12 protein-coding genes are annotated in these 14,643 nt (G+C 65.6%); 11 read left to right on the forward strand and 1 reads right to left on the reverse strand.

Annotation, left to right across the window (positions count from 1 at the left end; genetic code table 11):
- Positions 1-62: 62 nt before the first annotated feature.
- The 8 genes from KF724_09425 to rpoD all read left to right on the forward strand — a co-directional run bounded on the left by KF724_09425 (position 63) and on the right by rpoD (position 11,406).
- Positions 63-2,213 carry a glutamine synthetase III gene (locus KF724_09425; GenBank protein MBX3355904.1) on the forward strand — a complete coding sequence of 717 codons (2,151 nt, stop codon included), beginning with the start codon at positions 63-65 and terminating at the stop codon, positions 2,211-2,213.
- A gap of 106 nt (positions 2,214-2,319) precedes the next feature.
- Positions 2,320-3,783, forward strand: coding sequence for a trigger factor (gene tig, locus KF724_09430; GenBank protein ID MBX3355905.1), 1,464 nt, complete (start codon positions 2,320-2,322; stop codon positions 3,781-3,783).
- Complete coding sequence (locus KF724_09435) at positions 3,780-4,100, forward strand: SHOCT domain-containing protein (protein ID MBX3355906.1); 321 nt, start codon at positions 3,780-3,782, stop codon at positions 4,098-4,100. Before tig ends, KF724_09435 begins: the two co-directional genes overlap by 4 nt.
- Before the next feature lie 104 nt (positions 4,101-4,204).
- On the forward strand, positions 4,205-5,653 hold the full coding sequence (gene clpX, locus KF724_09440; protein ID MBX3355907.1) for an ATP-dependent Clp protease ATP-binding subunit ClpX: 1,449 nt from the start codon (positions 4,205-4,207) through the stop codon (positions 5,651-5,653).
- The gene (locus KF724_09445) at positions 5,650-6,321 is read left to right on the forward strand and encodes a GAF domain-containing protein (protein MBX3355908.1); all 672 of its coding nucleotides are present in this window, start codon (positions 5,650-5,652) and stop codon (positions 6,319-6,321) included. The genes clpX and KF724_09445 overlap by 4 nt, the downstream gene beginning before the upstream one ends.
- 258 nt (positions 6,322-6,579) lie before the next feature.
- Positions 6,580-6,846 (forward strand): 50S ribosomal protein L28, encoded by a 267-nt coding sequence (gene rpmB / locus KF724_09450; GenBank protein ID MBX3355909.1) that lies wholly within the window; start codon positions 6,580-6,582, stop codon positions 6,844-6,846.
- 550 nt (positions 6,847-7,396) lie between these two features.
- Entirely contained in the window at positions 7,397-9,493 is a 2,097-nt protein-coding gene (gene dnaG / locus KF724_09455; GenBank protein MBX3355910.1) for a DNA primase, read from the forward strand.
- 74 nt (positions 9,494-9,567) lie between these two features.
- The gene (rpoD, locus tag KF724_09460; GenBank protein MBX3355911.1) at positions 9,568-11,406 is read left to right on the forward strand and encodes an RNA polymerase sigma factor RpoD; all 1,839 of its coding nucleotides are present in this window, start codon (positions 9,568-9,570) and stop codon (positions 11,404-11,406) included.
- A gap of 307 nt (positions 11,407-11,713) precedes the next feature.
- Here the strand turns inward: rpoD and KF724_09465 are convergent, their stop codons facing one another.
- Positions 11,714-13,183, reverse strand: a complete 1,470-nt coding sequence (locus KF724_09465) for an NAD-dependent succinate-semialdehyde dehydrogenase (protein ID MBX3355912.1) — start codon at positions 13,181-13,183, stop codon at positions 11,714-11,716.
- A 138-nt stretch (positions 13,184-13,321) separates the two neighbouring features.
- Between KF724_09465 and KF724_09470 the strand changes: the two genes are divergently transcribed.
- From KF724_09470 to KF724_09480, 3 genes are all read left to right on the forward strand, one after another.
- Positions 13,322-13,594 (forward strand): WXG100 family type VII secretion target, encoded by a 273-nt coding sequence (locus KF724_09470; GenBank protein MBX3355913.1) that lies wholly within the window; start codon positions 13,322-13,324, stop codon positions 13,592-13,594.
- Between the two features lie 63 nt (positions 13,595-13,657).
- On the forward strand, positions 13,658-14,401 hold the full coding sequence (locus tag KF724_09475) for a hypothetical protein (GenBank protein MBX3355914.1): 744 nt from the start codon (positions 13,658-13,660) through the stop codon (positions 14,399-14,401).
- On the forward strand, positions 14,398-14,616 hold the full coding sequence (locus KF724_09480; GenBank protein MBX3355915.1) for a hypothetical protein: 219 nt from the start codon (positions 14,398-14,400) through the stop codon (positions 14,614-14,616). Before KF724_09475 ends, KF724_09480 begins: the two co-directional genes overlap by 4 nt.
- Positions 14,617-14,643: the final 27 nt, after the last annotated feature.

Below are 14,643 nucleotides of genomic sequence, written 5' to 3' on the forward strand. Positions count from 1 at the left end.
CGCACGCCTCCGACACCACCCCCATGACCATCCCTCGGCCAAACTCCAAGGACTCCGCCGCCATGACCTCCCCGCGTCTCACGCCCTCCGGCGCCCCCGTGCGCGGCAGTGACATCTTCGGCCAGCTCACCTTCAGCGGCGACACGATGCTGAAGCGTCTTCCCGGCGATGTCTATCAGAAGCTTCAGAAGACGATCAATGAAGGTTCTCCGCTCGACCCCGCCATTGCCAACACCGTCGCCGTGGCGATGAAGGATTGGGCCATCGAGCATGGCGCGACCCACTACTGCCACTGGTTCCAGCCGCTCACGGGCATGACTGCCGAGAAGCACGACGCGTTCCTCTCACCGCTGCCCGATGGTGGCGCGATCGAGACGCTCTCCGGCAATCAGCTCATTCAAGGTGAGCCCGACGCATCGAGCTTCCCCTCGGGCGGCATTCGAGACACCTACGAAGCCCGCGGCTACACGATCTGGGATGCGACCAGTCCCGCCTTCCTTCTTCGGAACCCCAGCGGTGTCGTGACGCTCTGCATTCCCACGGTCTTCGTGAGCTGGACCGGCGATGCGCTCGACAAGAAGACTCCGCTGCTGCGCTCGATCGACGCCGTGAGTTCGCAGGCGATGCGCATTCTGCGGCTCTTCAACGCCGACGCCGGAGTAACCCGTGTCATCACCACGCTCGGCTGCGAGCAGGAGTACTTCCTCGTCGACCGATCGCTCTTTGAGAAGCGCCTCGACCTCGTCATCACGGGCCGCACGCTCATGGGTGCCACGGCACCGAAGGGCCATCAGCTCGACGACCACTACTTCGGCTTCATCGCCGATCGTGTCATCGCCTTCATGGCCGATGTCGAAGCTCGGCTCTTCGAACTTGGCGTGCCCGTCAAGACCCGTCACAACGAGGTGGCGCCGGGCCAGTACGAGATCGCCCCCATGTTCGAGAACGCGAACATCGCGGTCGACCACCAGATGCTGACCATGCATGTCCTCCGCATGACGGCCCGCGAGCATGGCTTCTTCTGCGCCATGCATGAGAAGCCCTTCGCCGGCATCAACGGCTCGGGCAAGCACAACAACTGGTCGCTCTCAACGAGCACCGGCGTGAACCTGCTCGACCCGCGGGACGAGACGCACTCGAACATGCAGTTCCTCGTCTTCCTCTGCGCGGTGATCCGCGCGGTGGATGTCTACGCCGACCTGCTCCGCGCGTCGATCGCGAGTGCGGCCAACGATCACCGTCTCGGCGCGAATGAGGCACCGCCTGCCATCATGTCCATCTACCTCGGTTCGATGCTGACGGACATCCTCGACCAGCTCGAGAATGGCAGCGCGCGGAAGACGCTCAAGGGTGGCACGCTCGATCTCGGCGCCCACACGCTCCCTCATCTGCCGCGCCACACCAGCGATCGCAACCGCACCTCGCCCTTCGCCTTCACCGGCAACAAGTTCGAGTTCCGCGCTGTCGGCTCAAGCGCCAGCGTCGGCTGGCCGAACACGGTCCTCAACACGATCGTCGCCGAGAGCCTTGATGTGCTCGCCACCGAGCTTGAGAAGAAGGCGGGACGCAACTCCACTCCGGCCAAGCTCGAAGCTGCCGTCCGCGCGGTCCTCAAGGAAGTCGTCAAGAAGCACCGGCGCGTCTGCTTCGATGGCGATGGCTACAGCGAGGCGTGGCACAGGGAAGCGGAGAAGCGCGGCCTGCCGAATCTCCGCAGCACTGCCGACGCCCTGCCGGTCTTCGGCTCGAAGAAGGCGATCGACCTCTTCACGAAGTACGGCGTGCTCACCAAGCGCGAGCTGGCGGCGCGACACGATGTGCTCATGGAGTTCTATGTCACCGTCGTCGGCATCGAGGCGCGCACCATGGCCCGCATGGTTCGGGGCCAGATCCTCCCTGCGGCGCTTCGCGCTCAGACGGAGCTCGCCGATGCCCTCGCCGCCGCGGAAGGTGCCGAGATCGACGCCGAGGACACCCGCCGCGAACTCCTCTCGCTCGCATCGACCATCACATCGCTGCGGAACGCCTGCTCTCAACTGGAGAAGGCCGAAGCGCACGATGACGATGACACCGCTCGGCACATGCGCCATGTGCATGAGAAGGTCGTCCCCGTGATGGCCGAAGTTCGGCGTCTCTGCGACGAACTGGAGCGAGTGGTTCCAGCGGATCTCTGGCCCCTGCCGACCTACGCCGAAATGCTGCTCATGCGGTGATCGGAGTCGGCTCGGCCGATCGCTATACTCGTTTCCCCGTCGAAGTGGCTTCGACGCCGGGCGCCCTGTGGCGCCGCCATTCACCCACCAACGGATCGACTTTCTCATGGCCGACAGCGAGACCACGACCCTCACGCCCACCGTTGATGTTGCCGACGCGGGACCTGCGCGGAAGCGTCTGACCATCACCATTCCCGCAGAGAATGTCGATGACCGCATCGAGACGAGCTTCGGCGCGCTCCAGATGGAGGCTGCCGTGCCGGGGTTCCGCCGTGGACGGGTGCCTCGGGCGCTCCTTGAGAAGCGCTTCGGAACCGCGCTCCTGAACGAGGCGCGGTCGCAACTCCTGGCCGACGCCTACTCCAAGGCGCTCGAAGAGAAGGGCCTGAAGCCCGTCTCCCAGCCCGAGCTCGAGACTGCCGCCAAGGAACTTTCGCTCGCGCGTGGCAAGTCGCTCACCTTCACGGTCGATGTCGAAGTGGTTCCTGAGTTCGAGCTTCCCAAGCTCGAAGAGGTCCCCGTTCGTCGCCCCACGGCGGAAGTCACCGCCGAGCATGTCGAGGCGGAACTGCGCCGCAACCAGTACCGCTTCGGCACGCCGAGCCGCATTGACGGCCCCTTCCAGCCGCTCGATCGATTGCTCGGTCGCGTCGTCGTCAACCTGAACGAATCGAGTGATGTCTTCTTCGAGAGCAATGAGGCGCTCGTGGTGGTCCCCGATGTGGCGGACCAGGGCCGTGGTCAGCTGCTCGGTCTCCTCTTCGAGGACCTTGGCCCGCGCCTTGAAGGTCACTCCGTCGGCGAAGAACTCATCTTCGAGACGACCGGACCCATGGGTCATGAGCGCGAGGAGCTGCGCGGCGCGAAGGTGAAGATTGCCTTCACGATCCGAGAGGCCGAGCGCATCGAACCGGCCACGCCGGAGTCACTCGCCGAGCAGTTCGGCCTCGGCTCATCGGAGAACCTCCGGGAGCAGATCCGAATCGGACTCGAGCGGCGACGCGACAACGAGCAGCGGGCCGCCATGCGCGAGCAGGTCTTCCGCTATCTCGTCGATGCAGTGAACTTCGATCTTCCCGAGAAGCTCTCGCAGGCGCAGGTCCAGCGCAATCTCGACATCATGCGCATGGAGATGCTCCATCGCGGCATGGAGGGAGAGGAAGTGGAGCGTCGATTGGCAGAGCTCCGCAGCGCCAGCGAGGATGACACCCGTCGTCGCCTGAAGCTCTTCTTCATCCTGGCGCGGCTCGCCGAGCACTTCAAGGTGGAGGTCAGCGAGGCGGAAGTGAACGGTCGCATCTCGCAGATCGCCATGTCGCGCAACATGCGCCCCGATCAGGTCCGCCTTGAGCTCGAGCGCTCCAACCGCATCAACGATGTGGCGCTCTCGATCCGCGAGGCGAAGACTGCGGACCGCATCATCGACCGCGCGATCATCACCGATGTCGATGCCGCAAGCTGGAATGCCGAACTTGAGGCGGCCCGCAAGGGTGCCACCGCCCCGAAGGAGGCAAAGGCAGCTTCGAAGGCGGCCGGCAAGGGCCGAGGCAAATCCGGATCGCCCGAGTGACCCCACTCTCGATCATGGCGGCGACCCCGGCTCCCGGCGGAACACCCAACGCCTCCGATGTCTTCATGACGATCCTGCCCTACGCGGTCGTCATCATCCTGGTGGCGATTGCGGGAGGCGTGATCATGATGATCAGCCGTCGCAAGATCGACTCGGCCGCCGCGGCGGGACCGGTCGGATTCACGCTCGCCGATCTCAAGGAACTTCGAGATCGCGGAGAACTCAGCGAGGAGGAGTTTGAGCGCGCGAGACAGGAAGTGATCGCCCGCGCGCGGAAGGCGTTCCGTGCCGGTGGTGACGGTCCTGCTGTCCGGTAAAGGTCGCTGCATCGATTCTGAACGGGACGCGCGCGACTCGCTCGGTACACTTGGAAGTTGGCGGTCAAAGGAGAACCGCCGTGGTCCCCCATTGGAGATCCTGGATGCCGCCGACCGATCGTCCGTCGCGCCCCGCAAGTCCCCGCTCACCATCTGCGACCAACGGAGGTCAAGGCACGACCGGTTCTTCGGGTGGTCCGGGCGGCGGAGCAGGTGGCGGCTCTGGTCCGTCGGGAGGTGGAGGCGGCGCTTCGGGCGGAGGAGGCCCACCACCCGGGGGCGGTGATGGCGGCGGTTTCCGCGGTCGCAAGGTGACGACCTGCTCCTTCTGCGGCAAGACGAGTCGCGAAGTCGGGCCGATGGTGGAAGGCCCGAGCGATGTCTACATCTGCTCCAACTGCACGGACCTCTGCCAGAACATCTTCAAGCAGGAGAAGCGGCGCATTTCCGGAAGCCGGCCTCTCTTCAGCCAGATTCCCTCGCCTCGCCATGTCAAGGAGTTCCTCGATCAGTATGTGATCGGGCAGGACCTCGCGAAGCGCACGCTCTCCGTGGCGGTGCACAACCACTACAAGCGCCTGACGCAGGTCGATGCCGAGGGCGTCGATGTCGAACTCGACAAGAGCAATGTGCTCCTCATCGGTCCGACTGGAACGGGCAAGACGCTGCTTGCGCGAACGCTCGCGCGGGTGCTCAATGTCCCCTTCGCGATCGGTGATGCGACCACGCTGACCGAGGCCGGCTATGTCGGCGAAGATGTCGAGAACCTTCTGCTCAAGCTTCTCCAGGCCGCCGACTTCGATCTCGAGAGTGCGCAGCGCGGCATCATCTACATCGACGAGATCGACAAGATCGGCAAGACCTCTCACAATGTCTCGATCACGCGCGATGTCAGCGGCGAAGGCGTGCAGCAGTCGCTCCTGAAGATGCTCGAAGGCACCGTCGCCAATGTGCCGCCGCAGGGAGGCCGAAAGCACCCCGAGCAGCAGTACATCCAGATGGACACGACGCACATCCTCTTCATCTGCGGCGGCAGCTTCGAGGGGATCGACAACATCATCCGCAAGCGACTCGGTCGCAAGCGGATCGGCTTCAGCGCCGATGGTCCTCGAGCACCTCGCCGCGAGGCGGAAGTGGCCGACCTGCTCGCGCAGATCACGCCCGAGGATGTCCTCGAGTTCGGCATGATTCCCGAGTTGATCGGGCGCCTGCCACTCCTCTGCCCGCTCATGCCGCTCTCCGTCGAGGCGATGGTCTCGATCCTCACTGAGCCGCGGAACGCCCTCATCAAGCAATACCGGCACCTCTTCCGCCTCGAAGGCGCAGACCTCGAGTTCATGCCCGACGCCCTTGAAGCGATCGCCGAGAAGGCCCTCGCGCGGCAGACGGGTGCCCGCGCACTTCGAGCCGTCTTGGACGAGCTGATGCTTGACCTGATGTATCACCTGCCCGAGGTCGACAACACCGGCGTCACCTATGTCATTGATCGCGCCGCGGTCGAGCATGGCCACAGCTTGCATCAGGTGGCGCGGCGACGAGCCGAGTCCGCATGACTCCCGAGCGGGCCGCCGCGTATGAGCGCCTCGCCGAGGCGTTTCGCGCGCCACTCGCGCGAGATGCAGGCGACGCGAGGCCGGAGCGGGACGGCACGACCGCTGATCGGGCACTCCGCATGGCTCGCTTCATCGATGTCGCGTGGCCTGTTCTTGCGCCGACGGGCGTGAGTTGGATCGGCTTCTATCTGGCGGTCGAGGTGCCGACCTCGGACTCGACCGGCGCGTCGGGCGCTGCCGCATCGGGCACTGCCGTTTCGGGCGCTGCCGCGCCATCGACGGGCACTCCGTCACCGGATCACATCACCGAGGCTGTGGAGCTCGTGCTTGCCGCGCGGGCGCCGAAGCCCGCCTGTTCTCCGATCGGACTGCACGGCGCCTGTGGTCGATCGCTGCGGACGGGCCGCCCACTCGTGGTCCGCGATGTGCGCGATCTTGGTGTGAACTACATCGCCTGCGATCCGCGTGACCGGAGCGAAGTGGTCGTTCCCTGCCTCGATGCATCCGGTGTGCCCTGGGGCTTGCTCGATGTGGACAGCCACGACCTCGCCTCATTCGACGACGACGATGCCGACCGGCTCAACGAGCTGCTGGCGCTGGCCGGGCTGAGCGAAGCTTCGCAGGCAGGCTCGTCGCACCCGTCTCGTGCCGTGATGCACGGCCATTGACGCATGTGCCAAGCCTCGCCGATGCCGCGGGGCTGGCCGAGGTCGATTGAACCGCCGACGCCGCCGAGATTGCAGCGGTTGTCGAGATCATTGATCCCCGTCTCTCCCGCACTATGGCCCCCCCGACGGGTGAATCTCCCGCGACCGGCGAGGCGGCGTGTTCAGCCGACCGAAACTCCAAGCCGGCCAGGGGCTTGCATGACCGCGAGGGGTCCTGATACCCTGCCCGGCTCGATTCACGGTCTCTGGAGTCCCCCCATGCCTCGCGTCTGCCACTTCACCGGTGCCCGAACCTCCTCTGGAAACAAGCTTCAGCGTCGCGGCAAGGCCAAGTACCTCGGTGGCGTCGGCATCAAGACCACCTCGGTCAAGAAGCGGAAGTTCAAGCCAAATCTCCAGACCGTCAGCGCCGTCATCGATGGCGCCCCGAAGCGGATCAAGGTGTCGACGCGAGCCATTCGACAGGGTCTGGTCGTGAAGCCCGTGCGGCGTCGCTATGTCTACGGCGCGGGCAAGACCGCCTGAAGATCGCTGCAAAACTCGGGCCAATCTCGGGATTGATCGGTCACGCTCGTCGGAATCGGGGGTGAGTCGGCCCTGCCGTTGCGGTGCGCCATGATCACGCCATGATCGTGCGATGATCATCCCTTGATCGCGCAGAGATTGCGGCTGCACGCATCGACAGAACTTTGACCCGACGAGCGTTTCAGCCTGGTTCAGGATTGACTTGGGCCGCGCGTGGACTATTGTTTCGCGTCCTCGCGGTAACCCACCGCTCGTTTGTCCACCACCGCGGGCCATGGTTGGCCTGATCAGGACTCGAGCAACCACTGCCTACCGCGACGACAGCGTTTCGACCGCCTCGGGCGGTGTGTGGCTTGACGATGCAACGCCGGCGCTCGGCTGCATCGCTCGATCCAGACTCCCTCACGGTGTTCGAATCGTCCATCCGGAGCATCCGTCGCGGCAAGGGCGCCCGCGGCGTGTGGTTGAGCCCTGGTCGCGTGTCGCGGGTGTGTTGAATCACAGTGGCGGTGCAACGGCACCGACCTCAGAGGGCGTTCGCGTTCCGTTCATGCAGAGTGATCGAGATCGAGTTCTGGAAGCCACGGACCTCGTGGCCCTGATCGGCGAGCATGTCGCCCTGCGCCCGAAGGGGCGCGAGCATGTCGGTCTCTGTCCCTTCCACGACGATCGCACGCCGAGCATGGCGGTGGTGACCCACAAGGGGAACGCGTTCTATAAGTGCTTCGCCTGCGGGGCTGCGGGCAATGCCATCGACTTCATGATGCAGTACCACCGGATGGAGTTTCCGGAGGCGCTGCGCACGCTGGCATCACGGGCGGGCATCGAACTTCGTCGCATGGAGCGCGACGCTTCGAGCAGCGACCCCGCGTCCAGTCGCACGATGCTGCGCCGGGCTCATCAGTTGGCGCAGCGTTTCTTCCGCCATGCCCTCGGTGATGAGAAGCTTGGGGCACCCGCGCGCGACGCGCTCACGAAGCGGCGCCTCGCTCCCGAGATGGTCGAGCGCTTCGCGCTCGGCGCAGCACCCGATGGCTGGGATCACTTCGTGCGCCATGTCGAGCGCCTTGCGCGACACGCCGGTGGCGCCGGCGGATCATCGCGCGGGTCGGCCTCGTCTGCAGACGCCGATGAGTCGGCCCCCGTGCGTGCGGCCTTCGAAGCCGCCGGATTGATCCGACAGGGTCAGCGCGGACCCATCGATGGCTTCCGCAATCGGCTCATCTTCCCGATCTGTGATGAACTCGGCGCTCCCATCGCCTTCGGCGCTCGCAAGATCAATCCCGACGACGAACCCAAGTACCTGAACAGCCCCGAGAGCGCCATCTTCCACAAGGGGCGAAGCCTCTACGGCCTTCATCTGGCGAAGCGATCGATCATCGAGCGGCGGGTCGCCCTCGTCTGCGAGGGCTACACCGATTGCATGGCGTGTCATGGCGCGGGGTTCGACCACGCCGTCGCCACGCTCGGGACCGCGCTCACCCATGATCATGCCAGGATGCTCCAGCGACTCGCGGAGCGCGTCATCCTGCTCTTTGACGGCGATGAAGCAGGCCAGCGCGCGGCCGATCGTGCGGTTGAAGTCTTCTTCGCCGAGACCGTCGATGTCCTCATCTGCACGCTTCCCGACGGGCTCGATCCCGATGAGCTCCTCTCGCAACCGGAGGGCGCCGAGCGCTTCCGCGCAGCGCTCGAGGGCTCCGTCGATGCTATCACCTATCAGGTGCGGCGCTTCGAGTCGCAATGGCGCCTCGCCACGGGCTTGAGCGGCCGCCAGCAGCGCCTTGAAGCGATGGTTCGACGCCTGAGTGACCTCGGTCTCGGACGCATGACAGGCATCAGAAAGCAACTGGTCCTCTCGCGCCTCGCGGATCTCTCCGGCGTGAGAATCGATGAACTCGAGCGAGCGATCGCGTCGCTCACTAAGCCAGTCAGCGGCCGACCCGATCGAGTGGCCATCGGACAGCCTGCAGGCGCCGGGCGACCCGCGGTCATGTCGTCACCCGCGAGCCCGGCCGTCGAAGTCGGCCGAGAGGACACGACCGATGATCGTGGCGATGCGCCTCGAGCGACGCCGACATCCCCGCGCGGAGGCGCGGAACGCAGCGAGGCCCTCTCGGCGCGGCAGCGCGCTCGCTTGGACGCGGAGCGGAACCTGCTCGCGCTCCTGCTGGCGGCGCCGGAACTCGCCGGGGAGTCGCTTCCGACTGAAGATGGCGCCCTCCCCATCACCGAGGCCTTTGCCCCAAGTGCCTTCGAGGGCCCCGGCCATCAGGAGATCGTCGACGCGTTATGGCGCGGGATCGAGTCCGGGAACGCCCCCACGCTGCAATCTGTTCTCGCAGATCTCGAGAACGGCGTTGACAAATCGCTCGCATCCAGCCTCTTTTCAATCGGGGCGAGGCGTCTCGACCCCGCGTTCCGCTCCGAACGGAGCCCCAATCAGGCGGTCCAGGAGGCCGCCGCAGACCTCGATCGCATCCTGCGACGCGAGACCCTGGATGCTGCGCGACCGATTCCGGACGCGCCGCTCACGCCGGATCTGCTGGTCGCCGAGCTTGAAAGGCTCCGCCGGCTTGGTCCGAATCCCGCCGCCATCGCCCGAACGGGTGGCGGAGGTTCTTCGTTCAACCGGGCGCGCCTATAGTCGTCGCCCAAAATTCGACCTCGCATTCTCCCTTCCCGCAGCACACATTCGTCGTTCAAACCGGAGTCACCGCCTTGAGCCTTTCGATCACCGATCTCCCGCCCGTCCTCCGCAACCTCGTGGAGGCAGGCCAGAAGCGCACCTGGATCTGTTACGAGGAACTCAACACCTGCCTTCCGGATGAGTTCGTCGACCCTGATCGGCTGGACGAACTCCTCGAGCTCTTCCGCGAGCTCAGCATCCTCATGATCGACATGCCCGAGGTGCGGCGCAATTCGTGGCGCCTCTTCGAGGCTCCCCTTCAGACCAATCTGAAGTTCCAGCGCGACGACCCGAAGAAGACCGCCAAGGTGCCGAAGCCTCCGATGATCGAGGAGGACGGCGTCGTCATGCCGCCGGATGATCTGCCGCCGTTGGACCATCGCGATCCGCAGCTTCCGGAGCCGCCGGAGGAGGAGGATGTCCTCGACGACCTCGACGCGCAGGCGGCGGTCGAGCAGGCCATCGCCGAACAGGGCAGCAAGCGCATCGACGATCCGATCCGCATGTACCTCACGCAGATGGGCACCATTCCGCTGCTCACGCGCGAGGAGGAGATTCGTCTCGCGAAGAAGATCGAGACGACCCGCATGATCTTCCGTCGCATGGTGCTCGAGAGCGACTACGCCGCGAACCAGGCGATCGAGATTCTGCGCCAGGTCCATGCCGGCCAACTCCCCTTCGACCGAACGATGCGCATCTCGACGGCGGAGGCGAACGCCAAGGACAAGATCGCGGCCCGTATTCCCTACAACACCGAGACGGTCGTGCGACTCCTCAACCTCAATCGCGAGGCGTGGGAGACGCTCGATGCGAAGCAGACCTCCGAGACGAAGAAGGCGGCGCTGCGCGATGAGATTCTGAAGCGTCGCCGCAAGATCGCGACGCTTCTCGAGGAGTGTTGTCTCCGCACGGGGCGCATCCAGCCGCTCTACCGCAAGCTGGTCGCGATCAACAAGAAGATCAAGGAGATCCAGCGCTCGATGCAGAAGGCGGAAAAGCATCCGGAGCGCTTCGACCCCGAGGACCTCGTGGTCATGCGGGAGGAACTCGACGGCATGCGCCATCTTGTCCTCGAGGAGCCCGGAGATCTCGATCGCCGCATGCAGGCGATCGCCCGAGTCTTCGGCGAGTACGAGCAGGCGAAGCGAGATCTTTCCGGCGGCAACCTGCGACTCGTGGTCTCGATCGCCAAGAAGTATCGCAACCGCGGCCTGCCCTTCCTCGACATCATTCAGGAGGGCAACACCGGCCTGATGCGCGCGGTCGACAAGTACGAGTACAAGCGTGGCTACAAGTTCAGCACCTATGCCACCTGGTGGATTCGACAGGCCATCACGCGGGCCATCGCCGACCATGCCCGGACCATTCGCGTTCCGGTGCACATGATCGAGACGATGAGCAAGCTTCGGAACATTCAGAAGCATCTCCTTCAGGAGCTCGGTCGCGAGCCCACCGTCGAGGAGATCGCCGTGAAGGCGAAGATGCCCATCGAGGAGACGCGGCGGGTCATGAAGATCAGCCGCCATCCGATTTCGCTCGATCGACCCGTCGGCGAGAGCGAAGACAGTCACTTCGGCGACTTCATCGAGGACGAGCGCCAGGAGAGCCCGACGGAAACCGCCACCAACGACATGCTTCGCTCGCGCATCAACGATGTGCTGAAGACACTCACCTATCGCGAGCGGGAGATCCTGAAGCTCCGCTACGGCATCGGCGACGGCTACACCTACACGCTGGAAGAGGTCGGTCGCATCTTCAAGGTCACGCGCGAGCGCGTGCGCCAGGTGGAGAGCAAGGCCCTCAAGAAGCTCCAGCACCCCGTCCGACGACAGCGGCTTGCAAGCTTCCTCTCCGGCGAAGACGAGACCTGATCGAGGTCGACGGCCCCCACGAGTGTGACAGTGACTGCTGTTCTCCCCTCTTCGAGGGGGGAGATCAGGAGTTCCGTGGCGCGCCATGGCGTTGATCCCCGTCGGATCCGCACTTGTCGCCATCCGCCACGGTGTCTCTCCCGATCATCCGATCGATGGGCGCGGCCCCCTGTCGGTGGGGAGGTGGGAGTCCAACCTCGAACTCGTCCCGGGTGCAGATGTCCCGGCGCTGTCCCCCGGCAAGGGGCATGGGAGTCGGCCAGCGCCCTGAGGGACTTCGAGTTCGAAGCTCAAGTCGATCGAGCCCTCAGAGCCCGAGGCTGATGTAGCGCAGGTCGATGTATTCGCGCAGGCCGTGGTGGCCACCTTCGCGACCGAAGCCCGACTGCTTCACGCCGCCAAAGGGCGCTTGCGCGGTACTCGGCAGCGCGTCATTGGCGCCGATGACGCCAAAGTCGAGGCGTTCCGCCACGCGCCAGAGCCGACCGACATCCCCCGTATAGAGATAGGCCGCCAGGCCGTATGGCGTGTCGTTCGCCAGTTCGATCGCCTGCGCCTCCGAATCGAAGACCTGCACGGGCGCGACTGGACCGAAGGTCTCTTCGATGGTGCAGCGCATGCCGGGCCGAACCCCGGTGAGCAGCGTCGGTTCGAAGAAGCGATCGGCGAGCGAGCGACCGCGCGGGTCGCGCGGTGTCGCGCGCCGGCCGCCCACCACGACCTGGGCGCCGCCGTCGCGCGCCTCGGTGACATGCGCCTCGACCTTCCGCATCGCGGCGTCGTCGATGAGCGGACCGATCGAGATCCCGTCGACATCTCCCGGACCGACCGTGAGCGACGACATCGCGGCAGCGAGCCGTTCGACGAACGCATCATGCACGGAGCGCTCCACGAGAAAGCGATTCGCGCAGATGCAGGTCTGACCCGCATTGCGGAACTTGCTCGCGATGGCCCCCGCCACCGCGCGGTCGAGGTCCGCATCGGCGAAGACGATGAAGGGCGCGTGACCTCCCAGTTCGAGGGAGAGTCGGACCACTCGATCGGCAGCGCGCCGCATCAATTCTCGCCCGACTTCGGTGCTGCCCGTGAAACTCACCTTCCGCAGCACCCGGTGGGCGAAGAGCGCCTCGACGATGGGCACCGGTTCGCCGGTCACGACATTCAGCACTCCGGGGGGGACACCCGCGTCTCGCGCGAGCGCACCGAGCGCCAGCGCCGAAAGCGGCGTCTGCTCCGCAGGCTTGACCACCTGCGTGCACCCGACGGCGAGCGCGGAACCCAGCTTGCGCGTGATCATGGCCAGCGGGAAGTTCCACGGCGTGATGGCGGCGGTCACGCCCACCGGCCGCGCGAGCACCAGCAGGCGCTTCGCTGCGCTGTTCGCGGGAATGATCTCTCCGCCGAGGCGCTTTCCCTCTTCCGCCGCCCACTCGAGAAAGGTCGCCGCGTACTCGACCTCGCCGCGCGCCTCGGCGAGCGGCTTCCCCTGCTCCGCGGTCATCACCATCGCGAAGCGCTCCCGATCGGCGCGCAGTCCCTGCGCGAGCGCCAGCAAGACGGCGGCGCGCTCCGACGCCGGGCGATCACGCCACTCCGGGAACGCCGCCGCGGCGGCATCGAGCGCCGCGATCGTCTCCTCCCTGCCCGCCGATGGGGCCGAGCCCACAACCTCATCGGTCGCCGGGTTCCGAACTTCGAAGCGCTTCCCGGACGCAGCCTCCTGCAACACTCCGCGAATCAGCATCTTGCCGTGGCTGCTCACCGCGTCCAACTGCATGCGCGAAGCGTACACTCCTGAGGAAATCGCTCGGGGCAATCCCGCCTTCAGAGCGACGCTTCGCTCGCACGAGCGACTGTCAGGGACTCCGCCGGTTCACACTTCGGCGCACCATCCGGCGCCACCAAGGAAGCAGCCATGGCCAAGGCCGTCGTCGACCCCGTCGAACTTCGCCGATTCGCGACCGATCTCCGCCGCTTCGTGGGCGACATTCAGCAACAGATGTCCACGCTCGGCGCGCGCATGGGTACCCTCAGCCAGACCTGGAAGGATCAGGAGCAGGCGAAGTTCGCCGAGGAGTTCGACGCCACGCTCAAGGTGCTTCAGCGCTTCGTGAAAGCTGCAGAGGTGCACGCGCCATTCCTGATGCGCAAGGCCGATCGCATCGAGGCCTATCTCCAGCAGCGATGATCGCGCCGGCTGCTCGCCTGCCGGTGGCTCTTCCGCCGACGGCATCGCCGCTCGAACCACCCCATGTCTGAAGCCGCGAAGGTCCTTGACCTCGACGAACTCGCCCGTTTCCGCGCCGCGGTGATCAAGGCGCTTGATGAGCTGCGCCTGGCCGTTGATGAGGCCGACTCGGACATCGGCCGCTTGCGCGTCTGGATCGAACGCGACCAGGTCCGCTACTGGACGGGGCAGACCCGCAAGGCACAGGAACTGGTCGCCCTCTGCAAGAGCGCTCTCTACCGCAAGCAGATGGTCACCAGCAGCAAGGACCAGAAGCCCTCCGTTGTCGATGAGAAGAAGGCGCTCGAGCGCGCCAAGGCGCGACTTGACCTATGTGAGCGCAAGATGGCGATGACCAAGCGGTGGGCGATTCAGATCTCGCGCGAGGAGATCCTCTTCAAGGCCGGCATGGCCCCGCTCACAAGCTTCGTCGAACGCGACCTGCCTCACGCCGTCACGCTGCTCGCGCGCATGCTCCAGCACCTCGAGGCGTACATGCGCGTCGAGGCACCGGACCTCGTCTCGTTGCTCGGGGATCGGCAGTCGCAGGAGATGATCTCGGAGATGCGCCGCCAGGGAACGACGCGCACCGCCGACGCCATGGCCGAGGCCGTCGCCGAGGAGGACGCTGCCACCGATGAGGGCGAAGTGCCGGAGCCGTTCGACGCCGCTTCCGAAGCGCCTGACCAGTGCGACAGCGGCTCATCGCCCCCCGCTCCCTCACCCGGTCGCCCCCGTTCACCCTCTGACTCGGAGAATTCCCCATGAGCGTCGCCGGCGCACGCATGAGAATGGACCTTGCGATCAAGGACCTTCGGACCAAGTGGGCCCAGGTGCGGGATCGCTGGAACGATCCGGTGAGCCACGCCTTCGAAGAGAACTACCTCAATCGGCTCGATGACGCGGCGCGCATCGCCGGTGGCGCACTCGACAAGATGCGCGACACCGTCGCCCGCGCTCGCCGCGACTGTGACGACCGGTAGAGTCGCGCGCCACCCTGTTACGATCCG

It is taken from the genome of Phycisphaeraceae bacterium, assembly GCA_019636735.1.
Classification (GTDB): Bacteria; Planctomycetota; Phycisphaerae; order Phycisphaerales; family SM1A02; genus VGXK01.